12 protein-coding genes are annotated in these 13,369 nt (G+C 68.7%); 5 read left to right on the plus strand and 7 right to left on the minus strand.

The window, feature by feature from the left end; translation table 11 throughout:
- Positions 1–35: 35 nt before the first annotated feature.
- Together LI336_RS04330 and LI336_RS04335 are read right to left on the minus strand one after the other, a co-directional pair.
- Positions 36–1,931: an outer membrane protein assembly factor BamB family protein gene (locus tag LI336_RS04330; protein ID WP_227131395.1), complete on the minus strand. Its 1,896-nt coding sequence runs from the start codon at positions 1,929–1,931 to the stop codon at positions 36–38.
- Positions 1,932–2,058: 127 nt separating this feature from the next.
- Positions 2,059–3,327 (minus strand): M24 family metallopeptidase, encoded by a 1,269-nt coding sequence (locus LI336_RS04335; RefSeq protein WP_227131396.1) that lies wholly within the window; start codon positions 3,325–3,327, stop codon positions 2,059–2,061.
- Between the two features lie 236 nt (positions 3,328–3,563).
- Between LI336_RS04335 and LI336_RS04340 the strand changes: the two genes are divergently transcribed.
- Positions 3,564–3,989, plus strand: a complete 426-nt coding sequence (locus LI336_RS04340; protein ID WP_227131397.1) for a hotdog fold thioesterase — start codon at positions 3,564–3,566, stop codon at positions 3,987–3,989.
- On the opposite strand, the gene LI336_RS04345 is transcribed toward LI336_RS04340, so the two are convergent.
- The 3 genes from LI336_RS04345 to paaK all read right to left on the minus strand — a co-directional run bounded on the left by LI336_RS04345 (position 3,971) and on the right by paaK (position 6,970).
- Positions 3,971–4,441 carry a hypothetical protein gene (locus LI336_RS04345; RefSeq protein ID WP_227131398.1) on the minus strand — a complete coding sequence of 157 codons (471 nt, stop codon included), beginning with the start codon at positions 4,439–4,441 and terminating at the stop codon, positions 3,971–3,973. The genes LI336_RS04340 and LI336_RS04345 overlap by 19 nt on opposite strands.
- Before the next feature lie 198 nt (positions 4,442–4,639).
- The gene (locus LI336_RS04350) at positions 4,640–5,602 is read right to left on the minus strand and encodes a DUF7351 domain-containing protein (RefSeq protein ID WP_227131399.1); all 963 of its coding nucleotides are present in this window, start codon (positions 5,600–5,602) and stop codon (positions 4,640–4,642) included.
- 75 nt (positions 5,603–5,677) lie between these two features.
- Positions 5,678–6,970, minus strand: coding sequence for a phenylacetate--CoA ligase PaaK (paaK, locus tag LI336_RS04355; RefSeq protein ID WP_227131400.1), 1,293 nt, complete (start codon positions 6,968–6,970; stop codon positions 5,678–5,680).
- Between the two features lie 210 nt (positions 6,971–7,180).
- Here paaK and LI336_RS04360 point away from each other — a divergent pair, with 210 nt between their 5' ends.
- The 4 genes from LI336_RS04360 to LI336_RS04375 are packed head-to-tail and all read left to right on the plus strand — an operon-like array spanning position 7,181 to position 11,955.
- Positions 7,181–8,443 (plus strand): ABC transporter substrate-binding protein, encoded by a 1,263-nt coding sequence (locus tag LI336_RS04360; protein ID WP_264475273.1) that lies wholly within the window; start codon positions 7,181–7,183, stop codon positions 8,441–8,443.
- The gene (locus LI336_RS04365) at positions 8,443–10,443 is read left to right on the plus strand and encodes an ABC transporter permease (RefSeq protein ID WP_227131402.1); all 2,001 of its coding nucleotides are present in this window, start codon (positions 8,443–8,445) and stop codon (positions 10,441–10,443) included. The genes LI336_RS04360 and LI336_RS04365 overlap by 1 nt, the downstream gene beginning before the upstream one ends.
- 34 nt (positions 10,444–10,477) lie before the next feature.
- On the plus strand, positions 10,478–11,236 hold the full coding sequence (locus tag LI336_RS04370; RefSeq protein WP_227131403.1) for an ABC transporter ATP-binding protein: 759 nt from the start codon (positions 10,478–10,480) through the stop codon (positions 11,234–11,236).
- A gap of 5 nt (positions 11,237–11,241) precedes the next feature.
- Positions 11,242–11,955, plus strand: a complete 714-nt coding sequence (locus LI336_RS04375; RefSeq protein WP_438267269.1) for an ABC transporter ATP-binding protein — start codon at positions 11,242–11,244, stop codon at positions 11,953–11,955.
- A gap of 45 nt (positions 11,956–12,000) precedes the next feature.
- On the opposite strand, the gene LI336_RS04380 is transcribed toward LI336_RS04375, so the two are convergent.
- Entirely contained in the window at positions 12,001–12,450 is a 450-nt protein-coding gene (locus tag LI336_RS04380; protein ID WP_227131405.1) for a hypothetical protein, read from the minus strand.
- Between the two features lie 59 nt (positions 12,451–12,509).
- A complete protein-coding gene (locus LI336_RS04385; protein ID WP_227131406.1) occupies positions 12,510–13,355 on the minus strand; it encodes an aldo/keto reductase in 846 nt (281 codons plus the stop codon).
- Between the last annotated feature and the right edge of the window lie 14 nt (positions 13,356–13,369).

The raw sequence follows: 13,369 nt of genomic DNA on the forward strand, positions 1-13,369 counted from the left end.
GCGCTCGCGTCCCGGATGGGGAACACGACGACGTCTCAGATGGGACGGAACACGAGCAGGAGGACGAGGAACTGCACGAACGGGTAGACGACGGCGAGCGCGAGCAGGTAGCCGACGTGGACGAGCGCCCACTCGCGGCGGACGGCCGCGAGCGGTTCGTCGAGCAGTGACTCGTCGGCCGGGAGGACGCGGTGGACGAGCAGCCACCACGCGCCGCCGACGACGAGGACGCCGCCGACGACGGCGTTCAGCGGCCCGAGCACGAACAGGATGCCGCCCGGGAGCCCGACGCTCGAGAGCACGGGCGCGAGCAGGGTCGCCGCGCTGCCGAGGACGCCGTACGCGAACGCGACGGCGACGCTCGCGGCCAGCCCGGCGACGACGCGCTGCGCCCGCGAGACGGCCGCCGGGTCGACCCCGAAGAGGCGCGCGGCGAGGAACGTCGGCGGGGAGCGCGACAGCCCGACCCGGCCGGCGGCGACGACGACGAGCCCGTACCCGACGCCGACGACCGCCGCCGTGAGCAGCGTGCCGACGAGCAACCCGAGGAAGACGTTCTCCTGCAGGAGGTCGCCGATGGCGCCGAGGAACCCGCCGGCGACTGCGGTCCCGTCGTCGCCGAGCGCGTACACGTGCCACGGCGCGTACGCGTACACCGTCTCGTTCACGACCGCGACCGGTCGGTCGACCCCGAAGTGCTCGTGGGGGTTCACCGACCACAGGCGCTCGCCGGTGTCGCGGTCGACCGCGACGACGCCCTCGCCGAGCGTCCCGACGACGACCATCGTGCGCGTCACCGCCGGTGCGGTGTCGACGTAGTCAGCGGGCGCGCGCCACCGTTCCGCGCCCGACGCCAGGTCGTACGCGGCGACCGCGTTCGGCGACCCGACGCTCCCGACCGCGGCGTACAGCGTCCCGTTCGCTATCGCGACGCGCTCGAACGGCGTCGCGTTCACGCCGTCGACGCGACCGACGACGGGCGTCCCGTTCGTAGCGACCTCGACCGTCGCGAGCGCGTCACCGACGACGTACGCGGTGCCGTTCGCGTACAGGAGCGACTGCCCGTGCACGTCGAGCGCCACCTCGAAGGCCTCGTCGCCGCGCGCGGCGTCGACGCCGGTGAGGTACGTGCTCCGGTCGGCGCCGTACGCGCCGTCGAGCAGGTAGACGACGCCGTCCGCGACGACGGGTGCGGCGAGGTGATACTCGCCCGGCCGTTCGGCGACGTGCCGCCACGCCTCCTCGCCCGAGGCGGCATCCACCGCGAACGCCACGCTCGCGCTCTCGACGTCCCGCCCGCCCGCGAACGCCGCGACGAACACCCGACCGTCAGCGTACGTCAGCGCGTCCTCGGCGTGCACGTACGGCTTCCCGTCGACCGCGAGCGGGTACCGCCAGTCGACCGCGCCCGTCTCGCGGTCGAGTGCGACGACCGCGAACGAGTCCGGTTCGCTCCCGTCGTCGCTCTCCATCGTCTGCGCGACGACGAACGCGCGCTCGGGACCGACGGCCGCAGCGGTCGTCACCATCCCCTCGACGTTCGAACGCCAGTCGACGCGCCCCGTCTCCGCGTCCATCGCGACCACGCGCCCGTCGCGGTTCCCGACGTACACCGTCCCGGCCGCGACCGTCGGCGACGCCATCGTCTCGACGCTCCCGACCCGCGTCACCCACGTCGGGCCGACCTCGGTCGTCGGCCCCGTCGCGTGCGGGTTGAACCCCGTGTACCCCGCGTCGTGGTACGGCTGGGACCAGTCGCCGTCGGTCCCTACCGACGCGGCCTGCGAGCCGGCGGCGACGGACGACTCGGCGAGCACGAGCGCGACGCCGGCGCTCGCGGCCGCCGCGACCACGAGCGCGACGAACGCGACCGCGAGCCACGAGCGGTCGAACGAACGGTCCGGTCGCGTATCGGCGTCACTGGTTGGCATGGGGAACTCGTCCGGAAAGACGCGCGACGCGACCAAGAGTCTGAACCCTGAGTCTCACCGCACGACGAGGCGAGTCGGGGTCGCCCGCGACCGCACCCGAACGGGCACCCGCGACACCGGCGCGCAGTCAGTGGTCGATGCGCGTTATCTCCTCGACCGGCCACTGGCTGAGTATCTCGACGCCGTTCTCGCGGACGACGACCATCTCCTCGACGCGGACGCCCTGGCGGTCCGCTGGTTCCATCGTCTCCACGGCCATCGTCATCCCCTCCTCGATCTCGATGGGGTGGTCCGGCGAGAGGCCGCGCCAGATGAGCGGTTGCTCGTAGAGCTGGAGGCCGAGGCCGTGCGCCCAGTGGTTCGTCGTCATCTGCCAGTGCTCGGTGGCGTCGTACCAGTCCGCGTGCTCGCCCTCCATGTCCGGGAAGCCCTTGCAGATCTCGTCGGTCGTCGCCCCGGGCTCGATGCGTTCGAGGACGTCGTAGAGGTTGTCGCGCGCTATCTCGTACGCGTCCTTCTGGGCCTGCGTCGGCTCGCCGAGGCTGAACGTCCGGTAGTAACACGAGCGGTAGCCGAGGTACCCGATGTTGTAGAAGTCCGCGTACACGATGTCGCCGGGACGCATCTGGCGGTCGGTCGTGTTCGCCTGGTGCTTCGGCCACGTGTTCGGCCCGGACGTGACGTACCCGCCCTGGGCCATCGCGCCGTGCCGCCACAGCTCCTGGACGGCCTCGCCCCAGACCTCGCTCTCCTTCATCCCGGGCTTCGCGGTCTCCGTGATGCGCTGGAACCCGGCCTCGCAGATCGCGGCGACCATCCGCAGGCACTCTATCTCGTCGCGGGTCTTCACCTTCCGCGCGTCGTGCATGAGGTCCACGCACTCCTTCGTCCGGACGTCGACGTCGTTGCGCTCGAACGCGTCGATGAGGCCCGCGTTCCCGACGTCCAGCCCCATCGGGGCGTCGTCGACGCCGTACTCCGCCATCGCCTCGGTGACGAGGTCCGCCATCTTCTGCTTGAGGAAGTCACGCGCCGAATCCCGGCCGCTGGCGCGCGGGACGTTCCCGAGCCCCGGCGCCGCGTACCGGACGTCCGTGAGCCACGGGCAGTTGAACCGCTGATTGGAGGCGTGGTCGGCGGTGTCCCAGTGGACGACGTCGCCGTCCTCGGTCAGCAGCGTGTAGTGGTCCGCGCCGCTCCCGCCAGTCATCGCGAGCCCGGTCACGTACCGGATGTTCGGGTCGGAGACGAGGAGCATCGACCCCAGCTCGGACTCGTCGAGGCGCTCCAGGGCCTTCTCGTAGCGCTCGGTGCGCATGCGCTTGACGTCGATGCGCTCCTCCCAGTCGACGGCCTGGGTGCCGCGCGTCCCCTCCATGAACGTTCGCTCGTACATGGCTCAAAGCGCGCGCCACGAGTACATCAAAGTACCTGACGACGTCAGCGATATCCGTTCGAACCGACACGCACACCGCCCGTGGCCGACGCACGCGTCGACGGTCGGTGGCGTCGCCGCCACGGTTCCGCCCTCGCGTCGACGGTCAGTGGCGTCGCCGCCACGATTCCGCCCTCGCGTCGACGGTCGGTGCCGTCGCCGATACGGTTTTGCGCTCGCACGTCGTTCGTCCGGACATGACAGAGGACACGTCCGAAGTTGCTGTCGACGCCGTCGACGACGACGTCGCGGCGCGCATCCGGAGCGACGCGTACTGCGAGACGCTCGGCATCGACCTCGCGGTCGTCGAACCCGGGTACGCCGTCACCGAACTCGTCGTCACCGAGGACCTCCTGAACTTCCACGGGACGCCCCACGGCGGCGCGGTGTACTCGGTCGCCGACGCCGCGTTCGCCGCGGCGTCGAACTCGCGAGGGGACCCGGCGGTCGCGCTCGAGACGAACATCTCGTACCTCGACGCCGTCGACGTCGGAGATCGACTGACTGCGACGGCCGAGGAGACCCACGTCGGCGGGCGGACCGCCGAGTACGAGGTCGAGGTGACGGCCGAGGGCGACCGCGTCGCGACGTTCCGCGGGCGCGTCTACCTGCTCGACGACTGACCGACCGACGAGCCAGCCGGTGCGGTCGGCGTGCCACCGGCGACCTCGCCGATGCGGCGCGCGGTCGCGTACGTCAACGCGAGCGCGTACACCGCGGCGATACCGAACCCGACCGGGCCGACGACGTCGACCGTGAGGAAGTCCACGAACACGTGGAGTGCGAGGTACATCCACGTCACCGTCCACGCCCACGAGATCTCGGTCGTGAGCGCGAACGCGGCGACGAGCGCGCTCGCAGCGAGCCCGACGTTCACGGACGCGAACCCGGCGCCCGCGCCGGTGAACGCGACGACGGCGTACCCGTCGACGACCGCACCGACGAGGCACAAGAGGAGGACGGGGACGACCCCGAGCGGGCGTGCACGACTCCGCCCGACGTCGTCGTTCGAGAACGCGCGACGGCGTGCTTGCGCTGCACGCTCACCGGCTCGCCGCGTTCGCTCGTCCAGCATACGACGAAGATTCCTCTCAGTATCTGTATAAAACCACGGCTTTGTTCATCAGGACGAAACGACGACTGGTCCGCCGACACGAACGCGTAATGGGCGATTGCGGACGACGTGGGTCGCGGCCGACGCGCTGACAGCGCCCGCACGGACGAGTAGCGACCGTCTACTCGAGGATTGGTGACGGGGGCGGGCGTTCGGTGGTCAGTTCCGGGTGCGTTCGACGACGGTGACGTCGTCGTCGAGGACGACCTCGAGGCGGTCGCCGGCGCGGTCGAGGGAGAGCGCGACCTGCCACGGTTCGCGGTCGCGGACGGTGACCGCGTCGTCGGTCATGACGAACGGGAGGTCCCAGAGGCGCTCGGTGGTGACGTCCTCGCCGTGGGTCCAGCAGAACGAGACGACGGCGGGGTCGGCGAGGAGGCGTTCGCCGACGGTGAGGTAGTCGAGGTGCCCGCAGTGCGCGCACCCGCGGTGCACGAGGACCTCGCGGTGGTCGGGCCGCGGGTAGGACGTCGACGCCGGGTCGACGAACGACGCGGTCACGCGATGCCCGCAGAGCGGGCAGGAGCCGCGAGCGAACGCGAGCCGGTGCGCGCGGTTGAACGCGGCGACCTGCGCGAGCGTGACCGCGGGGTCGTCGGCGAGCACGCCCGGCGGGGCGAGGTTGTGGTCGTAGACGTGCTCGCAGTCGTCGCACTGGACCTCCGCGATCCAGTTCGCGTACTCGAGCGCGAGCGGGTCGCCGCAGAAGTAGCAGTCGACGCCGATGGGGATGGGGCCGCGAGTCCGCGGGCCGGTGTAGGTGCCGGCGCGAACGAGGCGCGTGAGGAACGTCCCCTCGGAGCGCAGCGCGTACCCGGCGCCGCGGTCGTCGTGGAGCGTGGCGAGGTCGCCGTCGGGCGTGCTGCCGTCGCGGCGTTCGACGTACTGGCCGACGAGCTCCTGGAGGTGATAGTTGAACTGACTGGAGGGGACGTCGGGCGCGACGCGCTCGCGCAGTTCGCTGAACGAGAGCACGGGCGGGTCGCCCTCGCTCCCCCGTGCGTTCGAGAGCGCGAAGAGGATGCCGGCGCGCGTCTCGTTCCCGACGAGCGCGAGCGCGTCGACGGGCGACAGCCCGCCGTACGTCGTCGGTCCGTCAGCGCCGTCGTCCGCGTCGGTCATGGTACCTGCTTCGACGGCGACGCCCGAAGGCGTTACGGGGGCGGCGGGAGCCCGCGAACGGGGGTAGAGACGAGGTTACTCGTCTCTGTGGTCGTAGACGCGCTTGACCTTCCCGACCTCGGTGCGGTCGATGACGCCGGGCCCGACGACTTCGACCTCGTCCGGTTTCACGTCGAGGACTTCCTTGAGGCGGGATTCGATGTCGTCCTCGAGGGCTTCGTGCGTGTCGTCGTAGTCGTGCGCGTGTTCGACGGTGAGTTCGAGCGTGTCGAGGTTGCCTTCGCGGTAGAGGTCGATGCGGTAGTGCGGGGCGACCTCGGCGATGTCGACCATGACCTCCTCGATCTGGCTCGGGTAGACGTTGACGCCGCGGACGATCAGGAGGTCGTCGGCGCGACCGGTGACGTTGTCCATGCGGACCATCGTGCGGCCGCACTCGCAGGTGTCGTAGTTGAGGCGCGTCATGTCGCCGGTGCGGTACCGGATCATGGGGAACGCTTGCTTCGTGAGGCTCGTGACGACGAGTTCGCCCTCTTCGCCTTCGGGGAGGACCTCGCCGGTCTCGGGGTCGACGACCTCGGGATAGAAGTGGTCCTCCCAGAGGTGCAGGCCGTTCTGGGCGTGCTCGCACTCGATGGAGACGCCGGGGCCGATGATCTCGCTGAGCCCGTAGACGTCGATGGCGGTGACGCCGAGGGCCTCCTCGATCTCCTCGCGCATCGGGTCGGTGAACGGTTCCGCGCCGATGATGACGCGCTCCAGGTCGAGCGAGGAGAGGTCGATACCCATGTCCTCGGCGCGTTCGTCGAGGTACAGGCAGTACGAGGGCGTACACGAGAGCACGTCCGACCCCATGTCCTGGAGCATGTCGATCTGGCGGGTGGTGTTCCCGCCGCCGGTCGGGATGACGCACGCGCCGAGTTCCTCGACGCCGTCGTGGAACCCGAGGCCGCCCGTGAACAACCCGTAGCCGTAGCCGTTCTGGACCACGTCGTCCTCGCGGACGCCGGCGGCGTACAGCGACCGCGCCATGACCTCGTGCCAGACGCCGAGGTCGTCCTCGGTGTACGCGACGATCTTCGGCTTCCCGGTGGTGCCCGAGGACGCGTGGATGCGTCGCAGGTCCTCGTGCGGGACCGCGAACAGGCCGTCCGGGTAGTTGTCTCGGATGTCCTCCTTCCTGGTGAACGGAAGCGCGGAGAGGTCGTCGATGTCGTCGATGTCGTCGGGCGAGACGCCGGCGTCCTCGAAGTGGTCGCGGTACCACGGGACGTTCTCGTAGACGCGCTCGACCGTCTCCTGGAGGCGTTCGGTCTGGAGCTCGTGGAGCTCGTCCCGACTGGCGGTCTCGACCTCGTTGTAGACCATGTGTGAACCGATATCGCCCGCCAGTATATAGGTTCAGGCCGCGGAAGGTGGCGGAGCCCGTCGAGTCTCGTGATTGGACATCACCGTTCGCGGGTCGTCTACCTTGCCGGTGAATCACGGGATGCGGCGGTTTTTCAAGGAAAAGTTCGTGATAAAAACGACTACGCTTTAGAGGACTCCCCACCCAATCAGGATGTGGCAGATAATAGCATGCGCACGGATGGTGGCACGGAGCGGCGAGCATCTCGACGCCGCGTCGACAGACGCGACGTCCTCAAGGCTGCCGGCGTCGCCGGCGTCGCGGGACTGTCCGGATGCCTCTCCGACATCGGCGGTGGGGGCGGCGGCGACACCCTGACCTACGGGCTCCTCAACCCGATCTCGGGGTCGTACTCCTCGCTCGGGCCGTTTCAGCGACACGGCGCCGAACTCGCGATCAGCCAACTCAACGAGTCCGACGACTTCGAGTACGAGATCGAGATCGCGAGAGGTGACACCGAGACGGGCGCATCCACGGCGACGCAGGCCGCGTCCCAGCTCGTCGAACAGGACGGCGCGAACTACATCATGGGCGCGATCTCCAGTTCGGTCGCGCTCGCGCTGAACTCCTTCGCCCTGGAGAACGAGGTCATCTACAACCCGGGCGCGGCAGCGATCCCCATCACGGGCGCGTCCTGCAACGAGTACGTGTTCCGGTCGGAGACGAACACCGCCCAGATCGCGGAAGGCGCCGCGGTATGGACGCTCGAGAACCTCGGTTCGGACGTCTGGTTCCACATCGCGGACTACGCGTACGGCCAGTCGGTCCTCCGAGAGTGGCGGTCGCGGATGGAAGCCTCCGACGCCGAGTTCAACGAGATCGGCGTCTCTCGAGCCGAACTCGGCGCGCAGAACTACGAGTCCTACATCTCGGAGATCCAGAACTCGGACGCGGACGTCCTCGTCGTCGGATCCACCGGCGGTGACTTCGTCCGGTTCGGGAACCAGGCCGCTAGCGCGGGTCTCGGCGACGACATCGATATCATGAACACGACCGCGTCCTTCCAGTCGCTGCGCGCGGGACTGGGCACGGCCGGGTACGGCATCTACTCGGGCGTCCGGTACAACGCGAGCCTCACGACGGGCTGGAACGAGCAGTTCGTGGACGCGTACACGAGCGAGTACCCCGACGACGGCGCACCCGGGAACTTCGCGCGCGTCGGCTACGACTCCGTCCGCATGACCGCGATGGGCATCCAGGAGGCCGGGACGACGGACCCGACGGAGGTCAAGGACGCCCTCGCGGGCCTCGAGACCAACAGCGTCCTCGGGGACAACATGTACCGCGAGTGCGACCAACAGGCGATGAATCCCGTGTGGGTCGGACAGAACGTCGAACCGGACGAAGGCGAGGTCGCGGACGTGGAACTCATCGAGAAGTTCAGTGGCGAAGACGCGATTCCGTCGTGCGAATCGACGGAATGTAGCTTATAATGGTCACGGGAGGAACCCTACTGACGCAGCTCCTGAACGGCCTGAGCGTCGGGATGGTGTACGTGCTGCTGGCGGCGGGCCTGTCCATCATCTTCGGCGTGATGGACGTCATCAACTTCGCGCACGGCGAGTTCTACGCGCTCGGCGCGTATCTCGCCGTCGGCATCGCAGCCGCGCTCTCCGGCGTCACCGGCGGGTTCTGGATCGCGCTCGTTGCCGCACCGCTCATCGTCGGAGTCATCGGTGGCCTCACCGAACGCGTGACCATCCGCCCGCTGTACGGCCGGAACCCGCTGTACCACATCCTGTTGACGTTCGGGCTCGTGCTCGTCATCGCCGATGGGATCGAGATCATCTGGGGGACGCAACCGAAGAACTTCGCGCCACCCGCGCTGCTCTCGGGCCCGATCACGATCGCGGGCTTCCAGTACTCGCTGTACAACTACTTCGTGATCGCGGTCGGCGCCCTCATCGCGGCCGGGACGTGGCTGGCGCTCACGGAGACGCGCGTCGGCATCATCATCCGCGGCGGCTCGCAGGACCGCGGGATGGTTCGCGCGCTCGGTATCGACATCGACCGATACTACACGCTCGTGTTCGCGTTCGGATGCGTGCTCGCGGCGTTCGCCGGCATCGTCCTCGGCGCGAAACAGGAGGTCGCGCTCGGCATGGGGAACGCCATCATCATCCCGGCGTTCGTCGTCGTCGTCCTCGGCGGCCTCGGGAGCTTCCGTGGCGCCGTCGTCGGCGGCCTCGGTATCGGGATCGTGCAGACGCTCACGCAGACGTACGTCCCGGCGCTGACCGGCGTCATCGTCTACCTCCTCATGGTCGGTATCCTCCTGGTCAAACCCCAGGGTCTGTTCGGGAACCCGGAGTGGCAGAATCACGGCGGCGAGGAGGGCGACCTCCTCACTGGCGGCGGCGGCGGCATCCTCGACACGACGACGCGACGGTACCTCGCCGCCGCGCTCGTCGGCGTGCTCGCGCTCGTTCCGCTCGGCATCGGCGTCACGTACTCGAGCTACATCCCGAACTCGCTCGTCCTGAACGTGCTCGTGTGGGCACTGTTCGCGCTCAGCCTCGACTTCGTGATGGGGTACGCGGGCCTCGTGTCGCTCGGGCACGTCCTGTTCTACGGCGTCGGCGCGTACGCCACCGTGATGATGGCGATGTACGTCACTCCCGTCTTCTGGGTGGGGCTGCTCGCCGGCGTCGCGCTCGCACTCGCGGTCGCGTGGTTCGTCGGCTACCTCTCCATCCGCGTGTCCGGCGTGTACTTCGCGATGATCACGCTCGGGTTCGCCCAGCTCGCGTACAACCTCGTGACGAAGTTCGACATCACGGGCGGCAGCGACGGCCTCTACACGGGGTACGACGCCACGTACGGGCTCGGAATCGGCGAGGTCGGGCAGGTGAGCTTGCTCGGCGACATCCAGCTGTTCTACTACGTGGTGCTCGCGCTCGTCGTCGGCTCCTACCTCGTCGCGCGCCAGATCATGCGTGCGCCGTTCGGGAGCGTCCTGCAAGCGATCCGAGAGAGCGAGGACCGCGCGGAGTTCCTCGGGTACGACACGGTCGAGTACAAGCGCCGCGCGTTCATGGTCTCGGGCGGTCTCGCCGGGCTCGCCGGCGGGCTCGCGACCATCAACAGCTTCGGTGTCGGCCCGTCGTTCCTGTTCTGGCTGAAGTCCGGCGAGGTCATCGTCATGACCCTGCTCGGTGGCATGGGGACGCTGTACGGGCCGATGCTCGGCGCCGGCGCGTTCCTCGGCCTCAAGGAGATACTCCTGACGTTCGGGGAGTCCACGCCCGGACTGCTCGGCGAGGTACTCTCGCAGTGGCAGGGTATCCTCGGCCTCATCTTCGTCGTGTTCGTCATCTACGTCCCGGAGGGGCTCGTGTCGCTCCCGGAGACGCTGCAGGCTCGCTTCGGCGCCGGCGGCGGCGGTGGCGGCGAGTCCGCGACGGACGCGACGGACGCGGAGGTGAGCGACTGATGACTGCGATCGCGAACTCGGAGGTGCTCAACTGATGGCGATACTCGAGACGCACGACCTGACGAAGCGATTCGACGAACTCGTCGCGGTCGACCGCGTGAACCTCTCGGTGGAAGCCGGCGAGTTCCGGAGCGTCATCGGACCGAACGGCGCCGGGAAGACGACGCTGTTCAACACCATCACTGGCGCGCTCCGCGCGTCGGAGGGCGAGGTCGTCTTCGAGGGCGAGGACGTCACGGCACTCCCGAGCTACGAGCGCGTCCGCCGTGGCATCGGCCGGTCGTTCCAGATCACGAACGTCTTCGGCGGCCTGACGGCGCTCGAGAACGTGCGGCTGGCGGCGCAGTCGATACCGAGCCGCGAGATGAGCGTTGGCTCGCAGCTGTTCCGCGACAAGAACCGGTTCGACGACGTGACCGCGCACGCCCAGCGCGTGCTGGAGGACGTCGGGTTGGGCGAGCACGCGGAGACGAAGGCGTCGACGCTCGCGTACGGCGACCAGCGCCGGCTCGAGATCGGGCTCGTGCTCGCGACCGACCCGGAGGTCGTGCTGCTCGACGAACCGACCGCGGGCATGGGCGTCGAGGAGACCGAGTCGACGATGGCGCTCGTGGACGACGTCCTCGCCGAGCAGACGCTGTTGCTCATCGAGCACGACATCGACCTCGTGATGGACGTCTCGGACAAGATCACGGTCCTGAACCGCGGGAGCGTGGTGCGGACGGGGACTCCCGAGGAGGTCGCGAGCGACGAGGAGGTACAGGCCGCGTACCTCGGAGGGGGTCACGCATGACGCCGATGCTCGAGCTCGACGGCATCGAGTCGGGGTACGGCGAGACGCGCGTCCTCGGGGGCGTGAACGCGACCGTCGACGAGGGCGAAGTCGTCGCGCTCGTCGGTCGGAACGGCGTCGGGAAGACGACGACGCTCAGGACGATCCTCGGGTCGGTCGAACCGTGGGCGGGGACGGTGACGTACCGCGGCGAGGACATCACGGACCTCGGGGACGTCGAGACCGTGCAGCGCGGCATCGGGCTCGTGCCGGAGGAACGCCGCATCTTCCCCGGCCTCACCGTCACCGAGAACCTGGAGCTCGCGAGCTACGGCGGCTCGGAGACCGAGAACCGCCGGGACCTCGATTGGGTGTTCGACACGTTCGAGAACCTCGACGAACGCCGGGAGAACCGCGGGAGCGACCTCTCGGGCGGCGAGCAGCAGATGCTCGCCATCGCTCGGGCGCTCGTCTCGGGCGCGGACCTCCTGATGCTCGACGAACCGACGGAGGGGCTCGCCCCGATGATCGTCGACCGCGTGATGGAGGTCATCGAGGACGTCCGCGACGCCGGCATCACCGTCCTGCTCGTCGAGCAGAACGTCCGCGTCGCGCTCGACCTCGCCGACCGCGCGTACGTGCTCGCACACGGCGAGATCGTTCACGAGGCAACGCCCGAGGAACTCCGCGCGGACGAGGAGACCGTCGAACGCTACCTCGGCGTGTCGTTCGCGGACTGACGGCGCTGCGCCGATGGCGGTTACTTCTTCCGCCATGCGTGGCGTTCAACCGTGGCCGTAGTAGCGAATCTGGATGCCTCTGGACGACGTTATCCGGATGTTTGGGCGGTCACATTGGGTGGCGACGCGTCGCGTATCGGTTGCAGTTTCCTCTCCCGTCGAGACCCTGGTGACGTACCCGTCGGGTTGAGGGAATACACCGTCCGGCGTTCGGACGTGTCCGGTGCTATCTTCGGTCGACGCGGCGAGTTCCAATGTCTCATCGTACACCACGCCACCACCGTCGCGTTCTATCCGAATCGAGACCTTTTGGATAGTGTCGGTGGAATTGCGAACACCGAATCCGACGCCCTCGTCGGAGAAGAAGCAGTCCACAAGCTCGTCGTTCGCGGGTTGCGTCGTCTGCCGCACCGTCTGGTCGAGCGTCCCGACGCAACCCGCGAACGAACCGGCGCTCGCAGCGAGGAGCGCTCGGAGGATGGGTCGGCGTTTCATGCCACCTGCTCGAAGCGAGACAGCGTAAGCCTTGGGCTGGGGTCGGCCGCACCGTCTCGTCACTCCGCGATGCCGAAGGTGTCCCGGGTCCAGTCGCGCTTGCGGTCGTCGTAGCTGGCTTCGTCGCGGTCGAGCGCGTCGATGCGCTCCGTGTCTTCGGGGTCGAGCTCGAAGTCGAACACGTCGTGGTTCTCGCGGACGTGCTCGGGATTACTCGATTTCGGGAGGACGACGACGTCCTTCTCGACGGCCCAGCGGAGGACGACCTGCGCGGGCGTCCGGTCGTGCTTCGCGGCGATATCCTGGACGACGTCGTCCTCAAGAACGTTCCCACGTGCGACGGGGGCGGCGGCTTCGACGGCGACGTCGTTCGCCTGGCAGAACTCGACGAGGTCGGGGCGCTGGAGGTAGGGGTGGAACTCGATCTGGTTCACGGCGATGGGGACGTCGCTGACGTGAAGGGCGACGCCGAGCTGGTACGTGGAGAAGTTCGAGACGCCGACGTTCCGGACGAGCCCGCGCTCGTGGAGGGTGGCCATCGCGTCGAGGGTCTCGCGCATCGAGATGGCGGGGTTCGGCCAGTGGATCAGGTACAGGTCGAGGTAGTCGGTCCCGAGGGCGTCGAGCGTGTCTTCGCACGCCTGGATGACGCTCTCGTAGTTGAGGTTCTTCGGGAGGACCTTCGACGTCAGGAAGACGTCGTCGCGGTCGACGTCGCTCGCGGCGAGCGCGTCACCGAGCGCGTCCTCGTTCATGTAGCCTTCCGCGGTATCGACGTGGTCGTACCCGGCGTCGAGCGCCACGTGGACGGGGTCGCGGACGGCGTCGCCTTCGAGCTTGTACGTGCCCATGCCGACGAGCGGGAGCGCGTCGCCGCTCGGGAGCGAGACGGACGGTGTCGTCATGTCGAAGCGGTCGC

Origin of the sequence: Halorubellus salinus (genome assembly GCF_020567525.1) — an archaeon.
Lineage (GTDB): Archaea > Halobacteriota > Halobacteria > Halobacteriales > Natrialbaceae > Halorubellus > Halorubellus salinus.

What these genes read in the sequence shown, in the direction of transcription:
- LI336_RS04370 (WP_227131403.1), top strand. Translation starts at nt 10,478, where the DNA reads ATGGCGATACTCGAGACGCACGACCTGACGAAGCGATTCGACGAACTC.
- paaK (WP_227131400.1), bottom strand. Translation starts at nt 6,970, where the DNA reads ATGGTCTACAACGAGGTCGAGACCGCCAGTCGGGACGAGCTCCACGAG.
- LI336_RS04375 (WP_438267269.1), top strand. Translation starts at nt 11,242, where the DNA reads ATGCTCGAGCTCGACGGCATCGAGTCGGGGTACGGCGAGACGCGCGTC.
- LI336_RS04360 (WP_264475273.1), top strand. Translation starts at nt 7,181, where the DNA reads ATGCGCACGGATGGTGGCACGGAGCGGCGAGCATCTCGACGCCGCGTC.
- LI336_RS04330 (WP_227131395.1), bottom strand. Translation starts at nt 1,931, where the DNA reads ATGCCAACCAGTGACGCCGATACGCGACCGGACCGTTCGTTCGACCGC.
- LI336_RS04365 (WP_227131402.1), top strand. Translation starts at nt 8,443, where the DNA reads ATGGTCACGGGAGGAACCCTACTGACGCAGCTCCTGAACGGCCTGAGC.
- LI336_RS04380 (WP_227131405.1), bottom strand. Translation starts at nt 12,450, where the DNA reads ATGAAACGCCGACCCATCCTCCGAGCGCTCCTCGCTGCGAGCGCCGGT.
- LI336_RS04335 (WP_227131396.1), bottom strand. Translation starts at nt 3,327, where the DNA reads ATGTACGAGCGAACGTTCATGGAGGGGACGCGCGGCACCCAGGCCGTC.
- LI336_RS04345 (WP_227131398.1), bottom strand. Translation starts at nt 4,441, where the DNA reads ATGCTGGACGAGCGAACGCGGCGAGCCGGTGAGCGTGCAGCGCAAGCA.
- LI336_RS04385 (WP_227131406.1), bottom strand. Translation starts at nt 13,355, where the DNA reads ATGACGACACCGTCCGTCTCGCTCCCGAGCGGCGACGCGCTCCCGCTC.
- LI336_RS04340 (WP_227131397.1), top strand. Translation starts at nt 3,564, where the DNA reads ATGACAGAGGACACGTCCGAAGTTGCTGTCGACGCCGTCGACGACGAC.
- LI336_RS04350 (WP_227131399.1), bottom strand. Translation starts at nt 5,602, where the DNA reads ATGACCGACGCGGACGACGGCGCTGACGGACCGACGACGTACGGCGGG.